This window comes from Streptomyces subrutilus, from assembly GCF_001746425.1.
Classification (GTDB): domain Bacteria; phylum Actinomycetota; class Actinomycetes; order Streptomycetales; family Streptomycetaceae; genus Streptomyces; species Streptomyces subrutilus_A.
Map to the genome: position 1 here is coordinate 7,091,478 of NZ_MEHK01000001.1, position 20,130 is coordinate 7,111,607.

Genomic DNA, 20,130 nt, shown 5'->3' on the forward strand with positions numbered 1-20,130 from the left:
CCCCAGAACGATCCGATGCGCAAGCACTCGTCGCCGGCATGGCGGATCTCCGGGCTCGGCGTCATCGGGGAACACGCCGAGGAGCGTTCCCCGATGACGTCAGAGGGGAGTGCGGGACATCCCGGCGCCCGGTGTGCGACGGGGCCCGTCTGCTGGGGAGCCAGTCGGTGTGGGCGGCCCGGAGCCGTTCCCCGCCGTCCGGCGCAGTCATGGAAGATGTGACGATGACAGGGGAAGTGAGCGAGATCGTTCTGAGCAAGCAGGACCTTCGTGAGGTCACCGCGTTCGCAGCAACGTGTGCAGAGGTGGTGCTCGCGCTATTCGAGGCCGACCAGCCGGGCGACTCGCGGCCTCGAGACGCTGTCAGTGCCGCGTGGGAGTTCGCTCGGGGCGGCGAACGAGGGAAATCTTTGCGCGAGACAGCGTCGGCGGCCCTCAAAGCGGCCAAGTGCGCGGACACTGCGGCTGCGCGCGAGGCAGCGTGGGCAGCGATGTCCGCGGCAGGCGCCGCCTACCTGCATCCACTGGCCAAGGCCACCCAGGTCAAGCACATCCTCGGAGCCGGCGCCTATGCGGCCAGAGCAGCCGAACTCGTCGCCGACGACGATCCGAGCGTTGGTGCCCGGCTCGTTGAGCAGGCGGTGCATCGTGCGACGCCGACCGTCGTTGACGTGCTCAAACGTTTCCCTGCGGCGCCGAGTGGCGGGGGAAGGGTCGGTGAGTTGACCCGGATGCTGGACGCTGACCTTCGTTCACTCACCTTCGCCAAGTGACTTTCAGCATTACGACGGTGCGGGCCCATATCCGTCAGCGGTTGACTTCCTGGGTCGTCAGTACGAGCGCCGGCCGTGGGATCGGCAGGCGTACCTGACGGTCCTGGTACGACCGGCTCGGGCCTGGCCACGGTGCGGATGTCGTGGGGTGGTGTTCATCGGGAGGTCGCCCCTTCGAGATCAGCGGGTGCAGCTGGGGATGGGGTGGACTTGAGGATGCGTGCGGCCACGCCCGCGGCGATCACGCAGAGCGCCGTGGGCAGGAGCAGTGTGAGGTTGAGCGGAATGAGATGGGTCAGCGGGCCGATGACGGCGGGGCCTGCGAGCATGCCGAGGTAGCCGAGGCCCGCGACTCGGGAGACGTTGGCGCCGGCCGCAGCCGGGTCGAAGTGCCCGGCCGCGCTGAACAGTTGGGGGATGCAGCCGGACAGACCCGCGCCCGCGAGGGTCCAGCCGATCAGTGCCAGCGGGACGATGGGTGCGAAGGCTGCCAGGGCCAGTCCGGCCGCACCGAGCGCGGCGCCGTAGCGCAGGATCGCGGTGGCGCCGAAGCGGTTGGCCAGACGGTCGGTGAGCAGTCGGCCGACCGTCATGGCGGTGGCGAACGTGCCGTAGGCGAAGGCGGCGGTCGCGGCCGGAGCGCCGAGCACGCTCTTGAGGTGGAGCACGCTCCAGTCGTTGGCGACGCCCTCGCAGAGCATGAGCATGAAGGCCAGTACGGCGAGGAACCAGATCCGGCGCGGGGTTCCCCGGCGCCCAGGGGCCCGGGCCGCCCCGGGGGCTTCGTCCGCGTGGGATACGGGCTGATGGGGCAGCAGGCCCGGTAGTGCCAGGGCGGCGACCGCAAGGCCCGCCACGGCGGTCACCGCCAGGGTCGTGACCACGCTCCAGCCGGCGCTGAGCGTGAGCGCGCCCACCAGTGCGGCAAGCACACCGCCCACGGAGAACACCGCGTGGAAGGCCGACATCACCGGCCGTCGGTAGCCGCGCTCGACCTGTACGGCATGGGTGTTCATGCTCACGTCCAAGACCCCGTTGCCCAGTCCGAGGACCAGCAGGGCTCCGCCCAGTGTCCAGGCGTCCGTGGCGAGTGCGGGCAGGACCAGGGCGCCGCTGCACAGGGCGGCGCCTGATGGGACGGCTCTGCGAGGGCCGATCCGGTCGGTGAGCGGACCGGCGAGCCGCATCCCCACGAAGGCGCCGCCGCCCAACAGCAGTAGCAGCCAGCCGAGCAGAGCGTGGTCGATGCCGGTGCGCTGCTCGACGACGGGGATGTGGACGATCCACATCCCCATGAGGAAGCCGTTGAGGGCGAAATAGGCGAAGGTCGCGCCACGTCCGAGTCGCAGGAAACGTTGCATGCCCTCGAACGTAATGAACAGTTATTGTGTTTGCAAGTTGTGTTTCGAACATTCATCGTGTTCACTTGAGTCATGAGCGCAGAGCGACTGAGGCAGATCACCGACGCCGTACGCGAGCACGGCCGCAGCAGTGTGACCGAGCTTGCACAGCTCACCGGCGCCTCCGAGATGACCATCCGGCGCGATCTGGAAGCCCTTGCGGCGCAGGGGGTCCTGGAGCGCTATCGCGGCGGCGCGAGGAGCCTGCTGCTGCGGGGCGAAGAACCGCCCTTCGCGCTGCGCGCACAGGAGGGACTCGAGGCCAAGCGCCGGATCGCCGCCGAGGCGGCCGCGCTGATCGCCGACGGCGAGTCGGTGGTACTCGACAGCGGCACGACCTGCCTTGAGGTGGCGCGACTACTCGTGAACCGCCGGCTGACCGTGATGCCGCTGTCTCTGCAGGCGGCCAACACCCTCGCCGAAGCACCCCAGTTGACACTGCTGCTGGCCGGCGGACAACCGCGCCGGGGGGAGTTGTCGCTGACCGGCCCGCTGACCGAGGCGTCGCTCGCCGCACTGCGTTTCGACACGGCGATCGTCGGCTGCTGCGGGCTGACCGCCGAGGACGGCCTGACCGCGTACGACCTGGCCGACGCCACCGTCAAGCGCGCCGCCATCGCTTCGTCCCGTCGCGTCATCGCGGTCGCCGAGGGCGCCAAACTCAGCCGCACCGCCCTCGCCCACGTCACTCCCGCCTCCGGCCTGCACGTCGTCGTCACCGACGACAACGCCCCCACCGATGCGACCGAGGCCCTGAGTGCCGCGGGCGTCACCGTACGAAAGACATGACGCGCCATGACACACGACAGCACCACCGACCACGTCCTGCTCTTCGACATGTTCGGAGTGATCGCCCACCACCAGTCCGAGGCGGGAAAGGCGCGGCTCGCGGCGACCGCCGGGGGCCCGGCCGAGGCCTTCTGGTCCGTGTACTGGTCCCAACGCCGGCCGTACGACCGTGGCCACATCGACGGCAGCACGTACTGGAAACGCGTGGCCGAGATCCTGGGCACGGCCTTCGGCCCGAAGCGGATCGCCGAGCTGATCGAAGCCGACCTCGCGAGCTGGAGCGCGGTGGACGGTGAAATGGTGGCGCTGATCGAGGAGCTGGCCGCGGCCGGTCGCCGCGTCGCCCTGCTCTCCAACATCCCCGAGGAACTGGCCGCCCACTACGAGCGACGCCACACCTGGCTCAACCACTTCGAGGTGTGCGCCTTCTCCTGCCGCATCGGCCACGCCAAGCCGGAGCCTGGCGCCTACCGCTGGGCCTACGACGCACTCGACACCGCACCCGAGCGGATCCTGTTCATCGACGACCGCGAAGAGAACATCGAAGCGGCACGCACGGCCGGCCTTGAGGGCCGGCTCTTCACCACGGCAGCCGACCTCAAGAGGGCTCTTGGAGTGAGCTGAGCACGTGTTGGCCTGGCGGTTGCCCCGTGGGTGATCGGCGGCGGGCCGCCCGATCGGAGGCCAGGGACCCGGCGGCATCAATGGTCCGGGCCAGGTGCTCCCGCTTGCCGTGGCAGCGCTTGAAAGTTCTGCAGGTCTTGATTTCGGTGATGGCGCGCTCGACGCAGATACGTTCCGTGGCGCGAATCGTGGAAACGCCATGCCCAGGCCGTCATCGCCCTCGCCCGCCGCCGCGTCCACGTCCTCTGGGCCCTCATCCGTGACCGGCGCCTGACGACGTTCTACCACCCGAGCCAACCAGGCAGCCGCCGCCACAAGGACAGGAGTTGTGACTGCGGGCCCAGAAACCTGCTGGTCAGACCTGTATCCATAGGGGATGCTGCACGCGTGATCGAAAGAGAGACCGCGGTTCGTATCGTCGAGGAAGAGCTGGACCGCGAGAACCAGAAGTGGGCGGCTCTGGGCGTGGAGCCGGTGTCCACAACAGTGCTGCATGTACAGGAACACGAGCTGGTCTGGAAGGTCTACTGGCAGTCCGAGGAATACGCGCGCACCCGGAACCCCGCCGCCATGTTGATCGGCCACGGCCCCTACCTGGTCGACCGCATCGACGGCGGGCTGCACCAAATTGGAGCCGTATCCGAAATAGAGGGAGCCTGGGAGGCTGACTACCGCGTTCGCATCCGTGGGCTGGCCGTCCGCACCCCTGTGGACGATCTACACGCCGAGATACGCGAAGCTGCCGCCGTGCGCGGGCGCTTGCAAGCGGCACGCATCCTGCGCCGGAGACTGCCGATGCTGTCTCCATCGCAGGCCCTTGAGTACGTGAGTGCGTTGCTGCAGGCCGATGCCCCGGCCCACCTTGTAGCTGTCGCCGTGGAACAACTCATCGAACCCATGAACTCAGTGCTCGCCGTGAAGACCATCCGCCAGGGAAGGCTCGGCTAGTGGAATTGACGTACCACGGTTGACTTCTCCATTGGGAAGCCCGTGAGAGCGTCTTGTGTGGCCCGCGCGAACGCTGCCTGGAGATGCAGTTCGAAGGCCGCACGGTCGCGGACCTGCTGGGCGACCTCGACCACATGGCGGCCGCCGCATAACCGCTGCCGCGAAGGCAACGAACTCGTCGGCGTACTGCGTCCGCAGCCGGACGATCCTCTCCACTGGGACATGGCGCAGGTCGGCCGGACACCCACCGCTTGGGCCGCGGCTGGAAGCCTTTCACTCGCGGTCGCTGTACTGCCTGGGCATCGATGCCGAGGCTGAAGCCGTGCTGGATCACGCCGGTCTGGTAGCCGCCGTCGGCTCCCAGACCTTGGTCACGCTCGATCCCGTGACGGGCCGGGCCGCCGACGGTCGACCCGACCTGCCGAGCGCGGCATCCGCAGCGGCTGCGCCCCACTTCTGACCACTGGGCGTGCCTGTGGCTCCCGGGGCTCTCTCGCCCCGGGAGCCACGGTTACGCATCGGGGTGGCTGTTGTGCCGTCCCGGTGAAGGCCGGGCCGTCAGCAGGGTGCGGTGACGTTCCCGCAGTAGATCCAGCCCCAGCGAGGGTAGTTGAGCTCGTACCAGAGGTTTCCGGCGTCGTTGATCTCTACGTTGTACCACTCGAGGGGCTGCCCGGCGTAGGCCGTGCGCCAGAGCGGGTCGCAGGTCGAACTGGGGCAGGACCTGACCGGAGCACCCGACTTGATTGCCTCGGTCCATGCAGCCGCCCGGGCGGGGGCCTGGTCGTTGGAGGCCGCTCGGACCTCCTTTGTCGCAGCGGCATCGGGCGATGCCGCCTGCGCCGGGGCGATGATCCCGCTGGCCAGAACAGCGGCGCCCATGGTGACGCTGGCAAGAAGGGTGCGTATGCGCACGGTGATGTCTCCGTCCGTGTCGGTGAGGACTGGATCCTTGGCGAGCGGTGAGCGGCGAGTTCACAGCTCACGGTGGTTGCGCCGCTTCCCGCACGGCGCGCGGAAGCGGCTTCTGCCTGCACGCGCCTTGTGCGCTGTGAAGCGGACACTCCCTGCCTCACAGCACCTGCGCTGATCGTCCAACAGCCGGCCGGGCGAGACCGTTGTCGCGTCCAGCTGATGACCCGGCCAAATCTCGTCTTCACCGGCTGCCGTGTACGGCAACAGACTGCTGCTGCGGCCGCCCGGACGTCTTGTACGAATGCGCACCGTCGTCCCGGTAGAGGCTCCCGTCGCTGCTTCACAGGGAGTGGTGGACGACATCGTGAGCTCGGCCGCCCGGGGTGATGCGCTGTGATGCCTTGATCGCTTTCCATCGCAGGCACCACACAAGGGCTGGGGGAGTGCTGGTGGTGGAGGGGTTCCCTGAAAGTACGGGCATCGTGCAACGTCATGTGCGGGGTGCGCCCGACCGGTTAAGGGCGCACGTGGGGAAGTACGTCGGCTTCCGGTTGCAGTCAGTGCCGCCGCAGCGCCGGCTCAGCGTTCCGGCGGCCACGGTGACTCTGTTCCTCGGGTGGGGCGATCCGCTACACGTGATGGATCCCCGCGACCGGCAGCAGAGAGGCACGGGATGGGAGGCCATGGCTGTCGGCCTGCATTCCCACGCGATGACCAGCGAGATCTCCGGTACCGCGAATGGCGTTCAGGTGGAATTCACGCCGCTCGGGGCGTACTGCGTGCTCGGTCTTCCGCTGCGCCATCTTGCGGACAGGGTGGTCCATCCCGACGAAATCCTGGGTCGCCAGTGGGTCTCTCGACTCACCGAGCGACTGGCCCGGACTCCGGACTGGGCGGGGCGCTGCGCGATTCTCGACAACGCGATTACGGCACGGCTTGCCCACAGCCACACGCCCTCTCCCGTCGTCCTGGAAGCCTGGCAACGACTGCGCGAGACCGGGGGCCAGGTGACCGTCGGCGAGCTGGCTGACCTCACCGGTCGCAGCCGCCGTCGCCTTGAGATCCTTTTTGGTGAACAGATAGGCCTTCCTCCGAAGACCCTCGCTCGGGTACTGCGTTTCCAGAACGCCATCACCCTGCCCTCAGCCCCCGGCCGCTCCCTCGCGGAGACCGCCGCTCTCGGCGGGTACTACGACCAGGCACACTTCAACCGGGAGTTCCGCGCCCTGACCGGCCTGACCCCCACCCAATTCGGCAAGCTCTCCTCCACGACCACCGAGCCCACTCATGGACCCCTCACCTCGGTGCTCACGACGTGACACCCGCTCCTTGCCTCACGCAGGTCCGGGAAATCGGTCTCCGGCCGCAGGGGTCACGTGTGACCGGTCCGGCCGGAGGGCTGGGCGATGTGTGCTGGTCTCTGTAAGGCCGGAAGCCGGACCGCGCTATCGGTCCGGCTTCTCACCACGCCATGGGTTCAGATCCTCGTACACGGCTCCTCGACCGGTGCCTCAAGCTCTCCAGCGGAGGCGCTTGGACGAGGCTGTCGGCCTGCTCCCCGGGCGTGCTGCCGAGGCGCCGGCGCAGGCTCAGCGTGGATTCGTTGATCGGGCGAGGCAATGAGGTGTTTGGTTGCCCGGCGGGGTTGTCAACCGCGGTCAAAACCCAGTGCGCTGGGCGGCATCCGGGCCCTACCGTCGGCCTACAGCCAATTCGGTCCGCACCCCTGACGCGCCCACCCTCCGCAGGCCGGGGCACCCGATGCGGCGACCGGCCAGATACGGCCGGTCCGCTTGCCTGGTCGCGGCGCGGCGCCCCGGTCAGTCTCGGAGGCAACGACCGGATCGACCGTCCCGAGAACAGGGGGCCACCATGCCGACGACCGCGGTTCCCGCCCGACCTGAGGTCACCGCCCTCACTGCGCCGGAACGCCGGGTGCTCTATGCCGCGGGCTGCGGCTTGCGCGACGCCGAGATCGCCAAGGCACTCGCCCTCCCCGAACCCGAAGTGGCCGGACTCCTCGGCCGAGTCCTCGCGAAACTCGCGCTGCCCGACCGGGCCGCCGCCATCGTCCACGCCTTCGACTGCGGCCTGGTGGTGCCCGGCCACGGCCCGCGCCGCCAAGCGGCCCACCCGGTACCAGTCCTGACTCCCGGCCCATCGGCCGCGGCCGGCGGCCCGCGGCTCCTGCTCGACCCCCTCGGGCCGCCGCAGGCCCGGCTCGCCGGGGAGTCCGTCGACCTGGGCCCGCTCCGCCAGCAGGCGGTGCTCGCGATGCTGGCGCTCTCCCCGGACCGGCCGGTCAGCCGAACGCAGTTGCTCGACGGGGTATGGGGTACCGAGCCGCCGACGGGCAACGTCGTACCGGTCTACGTCTACCGGCTGCGCAAGCTCCTGAGCACGGTCCCGGTGATCGAGCATGACCGGTACGGCTACCGGATCGTCAACGGCCGGATCGAGCAGGACGTGACACGACTGGAGTCGCTCACCATCGCCGCTGAAGCGGCCGAGCGGGCGGGTGACCTCACCGAGGTGGTGCGGCTTTCCACCGAGGCCCTGGCCCTGTTCCGCGGCGAGCCCTTGGCGGCCCTCCCCGGCCCGTTCGCCGAGCTGGAGCGCCTGCGGCTCGGCCGCCACCGGATCACCCTGACCCAGCGCAAGGTCGACTGCCAGCTCCGCCTCGGCCTCCCCGCCGAGGCGATCGCCGAACTCTCCGCCCTCGCCGCGGCAGAGCCACTCGACGAACCGGTCGCGGCCTTCCTGATGCACACCCTCTACCGCAACGGCCGCCGGGCCGAAGCCCTCTCCGTCTTCACCCGTACCCGCCGCCGCCTCGCCGAGGACCTTGGCCTCCCGCCGAGCACCCACCTACGCCAGGCCCACCGGACGATCCTCTCCGGCCGAATCCCCCGCTGACGGCACCGAGCGAGCCCCCGCCCGGTCACGGGGCCGGGGCGTCGAGGTGGCCGGAGCGGGGCACATCGAGGTCGGCGATCGCAATCGAGCACTTCCTCGACGCGATCGTCCGGTTCCTGGAAGAAAGCGCATGAGCGAGCGGGGGGAGACGAGGGTGGGGACGAGCGGCGAAGACGGGCTGATGTACGTACCGGACGAGGAGGAGGTGCTGGAGGCCGTCGGGTCGCTGGGGCGCCCTTCGACCGCGGAGGAGGTCGCCACGCGGGTCGACGAGCGGACCGGACGCGGCGGCGCCGCGCCTTCGGCCTCCGTGGTGGCGGTGCTCGGCGTCCTGCGCGAGCTGGAGAAGAGCGCGCGGGTCAAGAGCTACACGCCCGAGCAGTGGCGGGCCCTGGGTGTCTCCGTGCACGGCGCCGCGCCCTACACGAGGCTGTGGTGGTCGGTGGAGCAGTGGCGGGAGACGGCCGTCTCCGGAGGGCAGCGCTACCAGCGGGACAGGCGTGGCCGGGAGCCGCGCGGGTCGGCGGACGAGGAGAGCCCGGTCACGGCAAACCTGCAGCGGATCGCGGAGCAGTTCAGGGAGCAGTACCGCTCCCGGAACCGCTTTGAAGGCCCGGGCGCCAGCTGACGGCGCCGAGCGCGTCGCCGGAGGCCCTGGCGGAACCCACGGCGGCGATCGCGCCGTAGCCGACGATCACGGGCAGCGCGGCGCGGTGCGCTGTGTTGGTACGCCCTCCCTCATCGTCTTCCCGCTGACGGTGAACGAGGACGCGCCGCGCAGTGCGGGTACGGACTCGTTCAGCACCTCGGAGGCCGGACGGAGGGGGGACGCCGCAATCGGCTTGGGCAGGCATCCGGTGAGCCCCAGTGCCGCGGCACCGGCGAAGGCGACGGCGGCGCTCAGGCGGTGAGCGGTGCGCACGGGGACTCTCGTCAAGGGCGGCAGATCGGAAGGAGAGTACGGGACCGCCCGGCGGCGGACCCGGGCGGGGTGCGGCCTTTCGGTGCGGACACCGGGCGGGCGGAACGGGCGTCGTGCCCCGGGCACGCGGCAACCTTTCCACCCGCGGTGGCAACTGGCAGGTGTACAACCCACAACCATCCCCCAAGGACAGTGAACAATGGAAACCACCCAGCCCAAGGCACGGCACCGCAGGCGCAGGCTCGGCCTGACCGTCGGCATCCCGTTGGCGACGGCCACCGCAGTGGGCGTGTCGTACGGCGGAGCCTTCGGAGTGTTCGGCGAGGGCGCCCGGCCGCAGGCCGCGGCCGCCACCACGGGCCCGGCCTGGGCCCGTGAGGTCGCGGACGGTTTCGCCTCGGTCAACGCGCTGGGACAGAACGGCACCTACGGCGGCCGGGACGGCGCGATCGTCACCGTGAAGACCCTGGCCGACCTGGAGAAGTACGCGACCGCCCCGAAGCCGTACGTCATCGTCGTGGCGGGCACGATCACCATGAACCCCAAGGGCAAGGAGATCAAGGTCGCCTCGGACAAGACCATCGTCGGCGCAGGCACCTCGGGACACATCGTCGGCGGAGGGTTCTTCCTGGGCCAGGGCGTCCACAACGTGATCATCAGGAACCTGACGATCCGTGACTCCTACGCCGGCACGTGGAACGACAAGGACCACGACTGGGACGCCATCCAGATGGACGGCGCCCACCACGTGTGGATCGACCACAACAACCTGCGGAACATGGCCGACGGACTGATCGACAGCCGCAAGGACACCACATACCTGACGGTGTCCTGGAACCAGCTGAAGAACGAGAACAAGGCCTTCGGCATCGGCTGGACCGACCACGTCACCGCCGACGTCACAATCCACCACAACTGGTTCCACGAGACCGAGCAGCGCAACCCGTCGACGGACAACGTGGCACACGCCCACCTCTACAACAACTTCATGCAGGACGACCCGGACTCGTCCATCACCTCCTCCTACGGCAACTACGCGCGCGGCGGGACGAAGATGGTGCTGGAGAACAGCTACTTCGAGGGAATGAACAACCCGGTCATCAAGGACGGCACGGCCGCTCTCGTGCAGCGCGGCAATGTCTTCGTGGACACCACCGGCCGCAACGAGAGCGGTGGCACGGCCTTCGACCCCACGACCTACTACCGCTACACCCTCGACGCGGCCGCCGACGTCCCCTCGAAGGTGAAGTCCGGCGCCGGCCCCCGCCCCGCCATCGGCACGGCGGCGAAGAACCCCGCCGCTGCGGCCGCGACCACCCTGACCGTGGCCAAGGACGGATCCGGCACGTACAAGACGGTCCAGGCCGCGGTGGACGCCGTACCCGTCGGCAATCCCTCCCGCGTGGTCATCTCGGTCAAGCCGGGCACGTACCGCGAGACGGTGGACGTTCCGGCGAGCAAGCCGCACATCACCATCCAGGGCTCGGGCGCGAGCCGCAAGGACACGGTGATCGTGTACGGCAACGCGGCCGGCATGCGGAAGCCGGACGGTTCGGGCACGTACGGCACACCGGGCAGCGCCACGGTCGCCGTCCGGTCGGACGACTCCCAACTCCGCAACCTCAGCGTCTCCAACGACTTCGACGAGGCCGCGAACCAGTCCCTGAACGGCCACCAGGCAGTCGCCCTGCTCACGGCTGCGGACAAGATCGTGCTGGACGGCGTCATCGTCACCGGCGACCAGGACACCCTGGAGATGGAAACCGCGGCGCCGGACAAGCCCGGCCGCGTCTACGTCACCAACTCCTACGTCGTCGGCAACGTCGACTTCATCTTCGGCCGTGCCACCGCGGTGATCGACCAGTCGGTCATCACCCTCAAGAAGCGCTGGAACGGCACCTCGGCCGGCTACATCACCGCCCCGAGCACCCCGGCCGGCCGCAACGGCATCCTCATCAACCGCTCCACGGTCAACGGCGACGTGGCCGCGTCCTCCTTCCACCTCGGCCGGAACTGGCACCCCGGTGGGGACAAGACGGTCGACCCCCAGGCCACCGTCCGCAATTCCAACCTCAGCGCCGCGATCAAGCGCACGCCCTGGACCGACATGGGCGGCTTCTCCTGGAAGGACGACCGCTTCGCCGAATACATGAACACCGGCCCGGGCGCCGGCCCGAAGAGCACCGATCGGCCCCACCTGACCGACGCCCAGGCCGCATCCCACGAGGTCTCGCACTGGCTGGGCGGCTGGACCCCGTAGATCGGCGGGCGGGAGAAGGGGGCCGGGGACCGGCATCCTCGCCGCGATCCTCAGCGCCGCGACCCTCCTGCTCTGCGCACGCGCCACCGCCGCAGGCCCCGCGCCTGAGACGGCTTCGTCCGCGCGGGATCACCCCTGCGTTCCCGGCCTCGACAGCAGACGCCCGACGCCGGTTGGACGCGGGCGACGTGTTCCGCCACGCGGGAGCTCCACAGCCGCCACACTCCTGGTGAAGCCCCCACTCAGGGTTGTACCAGGTGAGGGTGAGCGGGCGCTCCCGACCGCTGCAGCGAGTTTGGCCGACCTTGGGGGAGCGCAGGATCGTGCCATTGAGCAGCGCCGACCCGTAGCCCGAATCATGCGTCCCGGGCTGGTCGGGACCTTTCTCGTGTGTGACGAGGTGACGGTGTCGTCCGCAGGGGCCCGGGCCGGATCAGTTGAGGGCGCAGGGGGCCCTGCGGGACTGCCTCCCGCGGTGCGGGAGGCAGTCGAGGCGATCGTGCGGGCGGTGGAAGCCGGTGACGACACCCTCAGCGACCGCGTGCTGCCCGGTTCACGCACATCGCAGACTTCAGCGCCCTCATACACCTGCGCGCCCGCCTGCACACCACGCTGCGCGCAACGACGGACGTACGCCCGAACGGCACGCTCCCCTGCCCGGTTGGGCGGTGGCCCGAGGTAGCCGACGACCAGGCCGCCCTGGCCGTCTTGTGCCGGCAGATGATGGGACGGGCCAGGGCGGGTGCTCAGACCACGCTCGCGGTGGAGAACCTCTGGGACGTGGTGACGTTGCATCAGGGGCATAAGAGCCCCTGATGCAACGTCACCACGTCCGATGGGTTCAAGCGCCGGGCCTCTCGGCGTACCGAACGGTGGATGTTGTCGGCTCGTAGTCCCCAACTGTCCAGCGTCATGTTGAAGAAGACCTCCTCACCCTGGCGTAGACAGCCGTCCTCTCCCTGAATGGCCGAGGCTTCCGCCTGAACGTCAGGCCCGGCACCCTCCTGGCTGATAAGACCGGTGCCCCGGTCTGGGTCGAACCACTTCACGACACCGAAGGGCGACACTCGTCTCACTCTCCGCTCTGCCTGGATCCAGAAGCGACACTGTCCGCCCGGTCTCCACCGAGGGGGAGGGCGTGAGCAGGGGCGTGAACCAGCGGAATGCGGCGTGACTGCAGCCGAGGGGCGCCTGGGGCGAGCAACGCGCCGCAGCGGCGCGTTGCTCGCCGCCTGAGCCGGGTGGGTCCGTTCGGTGGGCACCGGGCGACATGCCACGTCCGACCGGTCCGACCGGTGATGGTAGTCGGGTGGGGGCTGGGCAGGCCCTGCTCGATCCTGTGAACCGCATGCGCCTGCAGCAGTCGTGACCGGGGCGCCGTAAATAGCCTTGGGGTGTGAAGTTCCCCGCGCTGGCCAAGCGCCGCTACGAAGCCCTTTGAGTCACCCCACCCGCCATGCGTCACCGATTTCGCTGCAGAGCATCGGCACCTGCGGCGATGACTTCGGCGAGCCGGTTGGCGAGGTCCGCGTTGCACCCTCCGAGCCGGACGAAGCCGTGGCCGGCCACCGGCCCGTCGTTGCTCAGGGAGGGAAGCGCCAGATCGGCGAGGGCGAGCGCCGCCTGCAGGTTGGTGACAGCCTCGTCACCGGCTTGGTAGGCGGCGTCCTGGCCCCGCTTGTACCGGAAACGTTCGGCGTGGGTCATCTCGTACACCATGTTGCTGACCTTCCATCAGACGTGGGGGTGAGGCGCCGGAGCGCCTTGTGTATTCGGTTCAGCGAGTTATGACATTTGCCGGCTGCGCCAGCACTGGCACACCAGGCCCGTGGCCGCCGGCGCCCCGACCACCTCATGGCCTACAGCACGTTGCTCGGGCGTGCCGCAGCGACCGTATGCACGGTTCGCGGGGATCCGGCGCGCACCGAATCGCGGGTGGGCACGCCCAGGCTCGCTTCGCGAAAGGAACAAGGGTGGGTAGACCGTCAGGCTGAGTGTGCGCACGGCCCGTGACCATCGGTTTCGATCTTCGTTTCAAGGACGCAGGGAACGCCCCTTTGACGTGTGGGAGGACCAAGTTGGCCAGGGAGTTACCCTCTGCTACGGCCTCTGTCCTTCGCGGTTGCCGCTCACGGAAGGTCCGACCCACTCCCGTCGTCATCCGGCAGCGCCGTCTCCGCCGGGACCCTCGGCCAGCATGCTCACTCCGGTGTTCGGACGCGGGACCGCTTCCGCTGATGGCGCGACTGTCAATCGGCCAGACCGCACTGTCGGTACACACCTGCGCTCAGCCCTCCTGCGGGAGCTCACCGGCTCCAGCCGAGCAAGGAGTCGGAGAACGCCACCGCCCCACCGGCATGACCTCGCTCGTCGTTGCAAGGCGACCGTGCTGCGCTACCTCCCCCAGTGACCGGAACCCACTGCCCGGGCGAGGGACCGTGACATCGACGAGTACGCGTAGCACTGCCTCACGCGTGCGACTGTTAGGCCTCTTATCCGACTCCGTGACGGTGGGACGGAGGGTGGACAGCTCTGCCCTCGGGCGCAGAGTAGCCGGGAGGGGTACTGATCGGGCCCCGTCTGGGTGTGGCCGTCTGTCTGAGTGGTGCGGACGCAGATGGCGTCGGGTTTCGGTGTCGCGGAGTGGCTTGGCGAGGCGGTCGCGTGAGTGTGATCTGGCGGACCAACTGCTGGAAGCAGGCCAGCGCCGCGACGGCAGGAAGAGCGGACGCAGCCCCGGCGGTAATCGTTCTGGGCGCCTGGGCTACACACAAGAGCGTGGCCAGGGTGGAGAACAACAAAACGATGGACCAGGAATGGAGTGCGCGGCGCCGGTACAGCGCGGATCTGAGGATCGACAGGGACGCGACCATCCATGGTCCGTAGATCAGCAGGGGCCACCAGCCGACCACTGCGCGAGCCGTGTGGGGCGCGGCGCTGTGCCGCAGGGCGTCGCAGATGGCCAACCCGCTGAGGATGCTCACCACGACGGCGATGGCACCGACCAACACGGCGGTGAACACACTGCCGGTTTGCAGCAGGGTCACTACCGGCGACCTCGGCTTGCTCCGGCGGTGCCCGCCGGAGGGCGGTGTGGGCGCACGTTCAGCAGCGGTGTGGTTCAGCCCTGCGGCCCACCCGGCGGTGCTTGCCGTATCGCCGAGGCCATCGAAGCTGACTCGGGTGAAGCGCTCAGGCTGCCCGGGTGCGGCGCTCTCCTGGAGAAGGATGGCGAGCTCCTCCACCGGGTCCCACGAAGGCTGCGCCTCGCCGGGCCCACCGCGCGGTTGCCCAGTGGAGGGATGCTGTACGGGCTCGGGCCGGTCCCAGAACGCGGACGCCTCCGGCTGAGGGTACAGACCGTGGATGTCAGGTTGTCCGTACGCCTCATACACGGGAGCTGCTACCCGAGCACTCGTCGGCAGCCGCTGCGGACGCTGCCGTGTTCCCCAACCGCCGGCCGAACTCAACCTGGATCACGCTCATCGTGCGGAGGAAGTCCTCAAAAATCGTAGAGGAGTACCGAAGATCGATTTCCAGATCTTCGTGTCCCAGCGTGGCGTTCCGGGTCCCGCCCCAACCCATGGAGGGCGGAGTGAAGATCCACTTCCCGATCCGGGTGGCCCCGGAGTGAAAGCTGTCTTCCTGTCCGTTTTCGTCCGCAGTCCTGCGGAGGGATACGGAGGGCTTTGCTGTCGTCATATTCCATAAACGCTCTCGGTCTTGGTCTGGATGTGTGCCATCCGGGTGATGGTGGTCGACGAGTATGCGTTGACGCCGTTCTATCGGTCCAAACCAACCAGGTGGACCATAGCCGCGCCCTTTTTCCATGCCGCGACGTGGAGCGCTGAGCTGCGACGCAAGCGGCGGGACGGACTTCACCCCGTCCCGCCGGCCGCATGCATGCTCCGATGCGAGGACCCTGGCGCCTGCCGCGTACCTGCGGGGTGGCTCTCCTGCACGGGGAGATCGGACAGGCGTATCGCCGGCTCCCGCCACAGGCCGTCGCCCTTTCTGCCTTCAGCGCCAGTGAGCCCTCATTGTCGGCTCAGGCTCAGGCTCCGGCTTCGCTTCCTGCCTGCCAACCCTCCGTTGGCCACCACAGCCGCCGACCGATCATCGGGAAATAGATCGAGATGCCCCACGCCCGCAGATTGCTGCGCATGGCTGCAATCGGATGAGAGGGCACAACTCTGCATATGCCGTCGCGTTATTCCGGGGGTCGCCAGGCCCCGCCTTGCGCATCCCCCTGCACCTCACCCTTCGAAAGGACCAGCTGTGGGAGGCATCCTCCTGTGGATCGTGCTCATCTCTGCCGCGGTAGGCACAAGTTGCACCGCACTGACGTCATCCGGGACCGGCCGACTCTGGCAGGTGGACGCCCTCGAACTGCGGCGTCACCAACGCTTCAAGCACGTCCTGTCCCTTCATGTAGACGCCGTCCGGTTGTCTCGTCCGGCAGCCACGCCGCCGACTCGGCCGAGGGAGAAGCCCGTTGGCATCTCCCCTCAGTCGGGTGGGGAGCCGTTCCGAGTCGTCCATGAGTCATGTTGGCCACCCTGCACCCCGGACCAGTAGCAAAGAACACGTCGCCAGCTGCCAACATCGCTCGCTGAACGACTTTCCTCAGACAGTTCGCCAGCCGCCGCCTATGTCTCCTATTGGCCCGGCTTGCCGAACCTCTCTCGCGCTCCACGGGGCTGCCAGCCCCGGGGGGTGAACATCGCATCGCGAGCTGCGGCCTGAAGACCGGCGCATGACACTGGCGCGCCATCCCATTCCATACCAGTAGGCCCTTCCGTCGGGATTCCTCGTCAAGCACAAGTACGCGCGGCCGAAACGGCGGCTGATATCGGCGAAAAACCCCGGCAATCGGTTCCATGCATTGCCGTACGCAATAAAACCCCGGCAATCCGGACATCAGTGAATGCGTACACAAATACTCACCGACGCCGAAGCCCGAGAGCGGGCCAGCACCGGCTCGGTAGCCATGGGGAAGAAGCACGCCCCCGTCTCGACGCAGCCCAGCCTGGTACGCATCCGCCGCCTGCCGACTCCCTCGCGACGCTTGGAGCAGTAGAGCCCCCGTCATCACTTCGCGGCCGCCTCCGCGCTGGCAACGCCCTACGAAGGCGACTTCCTCGCCGACGCCGGGAACCTCACGCACCCGACCCACGACCTGGTGTTCGGCAACACGGCCAGCGCCACCGCGGGGACGGCGCCGGCGAGCCACGCCCCAACCGCAGAGTCGCCCTGCGCGCATCCAAGTAGCACAACCGCTTGGTCGTCAGGGGGCGGGTATGGGCAGGAGAGAGCGGCAGCGCCGAACCGGTCCGTGCGGTCCGGGGGTCGGCCGGGTGCCTTGTGGTCGTCCAATGCCGTGGCACGGATGCCGGCGGGCGGGGCCGGAGCGGGGTGGATGGTGACGCATCCGGGGCGGGCGGCCGGGTCCGGTTGCAGACCCGCCGCGAGTCGCTGATCCAGGACCGGTTCCCGGATCGGGTCGCGGCCGCCGAGCAACTCGCCGTCGGCCTGGCCCTCGAGGGCGAACTGCTGGTTGGACGCCGAATGACGTGAGGTCAGGCGGAGGCCGCTTGGAGGAGCGTTTCGGCTGCGGTGGTGCGGGCGTAGAGGACGGAGCGGCCGGCGCGGTGGGCGCTGACCAGGCCCGCCTTGCGTAGCGCGGTGAGGTATTGGGATACCCCGGCTGGGGAGAGCCCGGTGCGGTGGGCCAACTGTGTGGTGGAGGCTGGGATCTCCAACTCGGTCAGCAGCAGGGTCCGTGAGCGGCCCGGTACGGTGAAGGCCGAGGGGATCAGCAATAGTCCCGTGCCTGCCGACGTGCGGGTCAGCGGCTGCTTTCGGCGGGACATCCGCAGCGCGTTGTCGTCCCAGCTCACAGACGTGTGCAGGTCGTTGAGGAGGTGGCCGGCGCCGTGCTCGGCGGCCATGCGGGCCCGGTAGAGGACGTCTGCGTCCAGGACTGCCCGGATTCTTGCCCAGTAGGGGGCGAGTACCAGCTCCCAGTACGCTTCGATCTCTTCTGTGACCTTGGCCAGGAGCCCCTGCGGGTCGTTGTGCAGGGCTCGTAGCCGGGGGCGGAGGCTGCCCTGGTGGCGGGCCAGGTGGTCGAGGCCCGGCGTACCCGGTCGGCGGTCGAGGCCCGGATCGCTTCCCGCTCAGCCGGGGTGGGGGCCGGGCCGACAGGGGCGGGGTTGAGGAAGTCGGGGACATAGCCGCCGGTGGGCGGGATCAGCTCGCAGAGCCATCCCCGGTCCAGCCCGGCGGCCACCATACGCGGGCGCACCTGGTCGGCCCAGGGGCTGGACCGGATGCGTAGTGCCGGACGTCAGCAGTAGGAAGCTGGGTGCGGTCTCCCACATGGGTGAGACGGCGAACCGCACCCGCGCCAGATCGCTCGTCGAGCGCAAACAAGCAGCTCTATGGGCTTTCCCCGCGTGTGCGGGGAGGGCCCCGATGGGGTGGGGCGTATGCCACAACTCTGCCAACTGTAGCGAGTCGTCCCCGACCGTGGACATGCCGTCCACGGTCGGGGACGCGGTACCGCGCGCTACGGCGGCGACTCGAGTCGCGACTCCGACCCGCGGCAGATCCGCCGGGCGCACCATTCGGTCAGTCCAGCAGGCCGAGGGCGGTGTCGGGGTTGCAGTAGGGGCAGGCCTCGACGTTGTCGGCGAGCATCCGGCGGGCCTGGTCGCGGTCGATGGCCTTGCCGCTGCCCATGGTGCAGTCGCCGACGTGGACCCTCAGGGGCTTGGCGCCGGCCGCCGTGCGGATCGACTCGGCCTTCCAGTCCGGGGGCGGCGGCAGTGGCCGGCGGGACTGCTCGGCGGCGAGCTCCGCCTCCAGGCCGCGGATCCTCTCCTCGACCTGCCGCTGCTGCCACTGGAGCCAGGCCCGCACGGCCCGCCACTGGTCCAGGCGCGCCTGGACCCCGCTCACCTCGACCGCGCCCCTGAGCCGGCCGCGGCGAACCCGCTCCCCTCCGTGCAGCCTCACCCCGAGTGACAGTCGCCTGGCGGCTCTGCTGGACATGCTTCTCCCCCTCCTGCTTCTTCGTTCGGTGGCCGGGCCCCTGGGTCAGCGCGACCCGAGGAGTCGGACCACGCGTTCCAGACGCGCTATGTCCTTGGCGCCGCGGGCGTACGTCGAAATGGCCAGCGCGCGGTGAAGCGGCGGCGCGTCACGGCGTGCGGCACGGTGAACTTCCTGAGTCCGTCGGCTGCGTGGATGCGGCCGAAGCCCGAGGCTCCCACTCCGCCGAAGGGCAGTGACGGCACACCGGGGAAAGCCATCACGTCGTTGACGCTGACCATCCCGGACCGGATGGACCGGGCCAGGGCGGCGGCGCCGCGGCGCGCGAAGAGTGCCGCGCCCAGCCCGAACTCCGATGCGTTGGCGCGTCGTACGCCGTCGTGGGCGTCGCGCACCCGGTTGACGACCAGCACGGGGCCGAAGGTCTCCTCGCGCACAGCGGCGGAGTCCTCCGGGACGTCGGCGAGCACGATCGGGCCCAGGACGTAGGGCGGGCTGATGGACTCGGGGCCGCCGACGAGCGCGCGGCCGCCGCGTGCCAGGGCGTCCTCGACGTGGCGGCGGATGATGTCGAGCTGCCCGGGCATGGTGATGGGGCCGAAGTCCTCACGCGCGTGGATCTGCCGTGCCCGCTCGGTCAGCCGGGCCTCGAAGCGCTCGGCGACGGCGTCGGCGACGTAGACCCGTTCGATTCCGGTGCAGGACTGGCCGGCGTTGGCACAGCCGCCCCACAGCGCGGCCTCGACCGCGGCTTCGACATCGGCGTCCTCCGCGACGACGAGGGCGTCCTTGCCTCCGAGTTCGAGGAGCACCGGTGTGAGCGTGGGGGCGCAGGCGGCGAGGATACGGGCCCCCGTGGCCCGGGATCCGGTGAAGGCGATCTTGTCCACCCCGGAGGTGCACAGCGCCGCGCCGGTGGGGCCGGCCCCGGTGGCGAGCTGGAGGACCGGGTGTTCGGGGACTGCCTCGGCGAAGGTGTCGACGAGCCATTTCCCGCAGGCGGGGGTGAACTCGCTGGGTTTGAAGACGACGGCGTTGCCGGCGGCCAGGGCGTAGGCGATGGAGCCGACGGGGGTGAACACCGGGTAGTTCCACGGTCCGATGACGCCGATCACCCCGTACGGCTTGTACTCCAGGGTGCTGGCCTGGTTGAACATGAGCGCTCCGGAGGGCATCGCCCTGCGGCGGAGCACCCGGTGGGCGTGCCGGGCCGCCCAGTCGACGTGGGCGAGGGTGACGGAGAGCTCGATGACGGCATCCGCCCGTACCTTGCCGTTCTCGCGGCGGAGCAAGTCGATGATCTCCGCGCCGCGCCGGGTCATGGTGCGCTTCCAGGCGAGCAGCCTGGTGCGGCGGCCGTCGTGTCCGATCCCGTCCCACCAGGCGGCGGCCTCGCGGGCGCGCCGCGCCTTGTCCCGTACGGCTGACTCGTCGTCGACGGGGAAGGTGGCGACCGGCTCCGCGGTCACCGGGTCCAGGGAGGTGAACTGCGTCGTCGCCCCATGGGTGTGAGCGGTGGTCATGGTG

Annotated in this window: 18 protein-coding genes; 9 read left to right on the top strand and 9 right to left on the bottom strand. The window is 69.4% G+C overall.

The annotated features are described in order from the left end of the window. The first annotated feature begins 236 nt into the window (after positions 1–236). A complete protein-coding gene (locus BGK67_RS32475; protein ID WP_432215498.1) occupies positions 237–773 on the top strand; it encodes a putative immunity protein in 537 nt (178 codons plus the stop codon). A 155-nt stretch (positions 774–928) separates the two neighbouring features. Here the strand turns inward: BGK67_RS32475 and BGK67_RS32480 are convergent, their stop codons facing one another. Then, positions 929–2,134, bottom strand: coding sequence for an MFS transporter (locus tag BGK67_RS32480; protein WP_069923400.1), 1,206 nt, complete (start codon positions 2,132–2,134; stop codon positions 929–931). Positions 2,135–2,206: 72 nt separating this feature from the next. On the opposite strand from BGK67_RS32480, the gene BGK67_RS32485 reads away from it, so the two are divergent. The 3 genes from BGK67_RS32485 (at position 2,207) to BGK67_RS32495 (ending at position 4,534) form a co-directional block, all read left to right on the top strand. Next, a complete protein-coding gene (locus BGK67_RS32485) occupies positions 2,207–2,962 on the top strand; it encodes a DeoR/GlpR family DNA-binding transcription regulator (RefSeq protein WP_069923401.1) in 756 nt (251 codons plus the stop codon). Positions 2,963–2,968: 6 nt separating this feature from the next. Next, entirely contained in the window at positions 2,969–3,586 is a 618-nt protein-coding gene (locus BGK67_RS32490; protein ID WP_069923402.1) for an HAD family hydrolase, read from the top strand. 387 nt (positions 3,587–3,973) lie between these two features. Continuing rightward, positions 3,974–4,534: a YrhB domain-containing protein gene (locus BGK67_RS32495; RefSeq protein WP_069923403.1), complete on the top strand. Its 561-nt coding sequence runs from the start codon at positions 3,974–3,976 to the stop codon at positions 4,532–4,534. 558 nt (positions 4,535–5,092) lie between these two features. Here the strand turns inward: BGK67_RS32495 and BGK67_RS32500 are convergent. Further along, positions 5,093–5,449, bottom strand: a complete 357-nt coding sequence (locus BGK67_RS32500; protein ID WP_069923404.1) for a hypothetical protein — start codon at positions 5,447–5,449, stop codon at positions 5,093–5,095. Between the two features lie 527 nt (positions 5,450–5,976). Between BGK67_RS32500 and BGK67_RS32505 the strand changes: the two genes are divergently transcribed. The 3 genes from BGK67_RS32505 (at position 5,977) to BGK67_RS32515 (ending at position 8,993) form a co-directional block, all read left to right on the top strand. Then, the gene (locus tag BGK67_RS32505; protein ID WP_167739625.1) at positions 5,977–6,768 is read left to right on the top strand and encodes a helix-turn-helix domain-containing protein; all 792 of its coding nucleotides are present in this window, start codon (positions 5,977–5,979) and stop codon (positions 6,766–6,768) included. A 553-nt stretch (positions 6,769–7,321) separates the two neighbouring features. Next, a complete protein-coding gene (locus BGK67_RS32510) occupies positions 7,322–8,365 on the top strand; it encodes an AfsR/SARP family transcriptional regulator (RefSeq protein WP_069923405.1) in 1,044 nt (347 codons plus the stop codon). Positions 8,366–8,495: 130 nt separating this feature from the next. Then, entirely contained in the window at positions 8,496–8,993 is a 498-nt protein-coding gene (locus tag BGK67_RS32515) for a hypothetical protein (RefSeq protein ID WP_069923406.1), read from the top strand. 66 nt (positions 8,994–9,059) lie between these two features. Here the strand turns inward: BGK67_RS32515 and BGK67_RS32520 are convergent, their stop codons facing one another. Then, complete coding sequence (locus tag BGK67_RS32520; protein WP_069923407.1) at positions 9,060–9,287, bottom strand: hypothetical protein; 228 nt, start codon at positions 9,285–9,287, stop codon at positions 9,060–9,062. A 199-nt stretch (positions 9,288–9,486) separates the two neighbouring features. Between BGK67_RS32520 and BGK67_RS32525 the strand changes: the two genes are divergently transcribed. Next, positions 9,487–11,547 carry a pectinesterase family protein gene (locus BGK67_RS32525; RefSeq protein ID WP_069923408.1) on the top strand — a complete coding sequence of 687 codons (2,061 nt, stop codon included), beginning with the start codon at positions 9,487–9,489 and terminating at the stop codon, positions 11,545–11,547. 794 nt (positions 11,548–12,341) lie between these two features. Here the strand turns inward: BGK67_RS32525 and BGK67_RS41290 are convergent. The 3 genes from BGK67_RS41290 to BGK67_RS41295 form a co-directional block, all read right to left on the bottom strand. After that, positions 12,342–12,824 (bottom strand): cold-shock protein, encoded by a 483-nt coding sequence (locus tag BGK67_RS41290; protein WP_432215499.1) that lies wholly within the window; start codon positions 12,822–12,824, stop codon positions 12,342–12,344. 184 nt (positions 12,825–13,008) lie between these two features. Further along, positions 13,009–13,266: a hypothetical protein gene (locus BGK67_RS32535; protein WP_069923410.1), complete on the bottom strand. Its 258-nt coding sequence runs from the start codon at positions 13,264–13,266 to the stop codon at positions 13,009–13,011. 773 nt (positions 13,267–14,039) lie between these two features. Next, positions 14,040–14,906 (bottom strand): hypothetical protein, encoded by an 867-nt coding sequence (locus BGK67_RS41295; protein ID WP_432215534.1) that lies wholly within the window; start codon positions 14,904–14,906, stop codon positions 14,040–14,042. A 2,056-nt stretch (positions 14,907–16,962) separates the two neighbouring features. Here BGK67_RS41295 and BGK67_RS37950 point away from each other — a divergent pair. Then, positions 16,963–17,124 (top strand): DNA ligase-like domain-containing protein, encoded by a 162-nt coding sequence (locus tag BGK67_RS37950; protein ID WP_244291390.1) that lies wholly within the window; start codon positions 16,963–16,965, stop codon positions 17,122–17,124. A 2-nt stretch (positions 17,125–17,126) separates the two neighbouring features. Here BGK67_RS37950 and BGK67_RS32545 read toward each other — a convergent pair whose 3' ends face one another. The 3 genes from BGK67_RS32545 to BGK67_RS32555 all read right to left on the bottom strand — a co-directional run bounded on the left by BGK67_RS32545 (position 17,127) and on the right by BGK67_RS32555 (position 20,126). Continuing rightward, complete coding sequence (locus BGK67_RS32545) at positions 17,127–17,672, bottom strand: ArsR/SmtB family transcription factor (protein WP_347878461.1); 546 nt, start codon at positions 17,670–17,672, stop codon at positions 17,127–17,129. Between the two features lie 508 nt (positions 17,673–18,180). Continuing rightward, positions 18,181–18,603, bottom strand: a complete 423-nt coding sequence (locus BGK67_RS32550; protein WP_141754110.1) for a DUF6233 domain-containing protein — start codon at positions 18,601–18,603, stop codon at positions 18,181–18,183. Between the two features lie 86 nt (positions 18,604–18,689). Further along, positions 18,690–20,126, bottom strand: a complete 1,437-nt coding sequence (locus BGK67_RS32555; RefSeq protein WP_244291391.1) for an aldehyde dehydrogenase family protein — start codon at positions 20,124–20,126, stop codon at positions 18,690–18,692. Between the last annotated feature and the right edge of the window lie 4 nt (positions 20,127–20,130).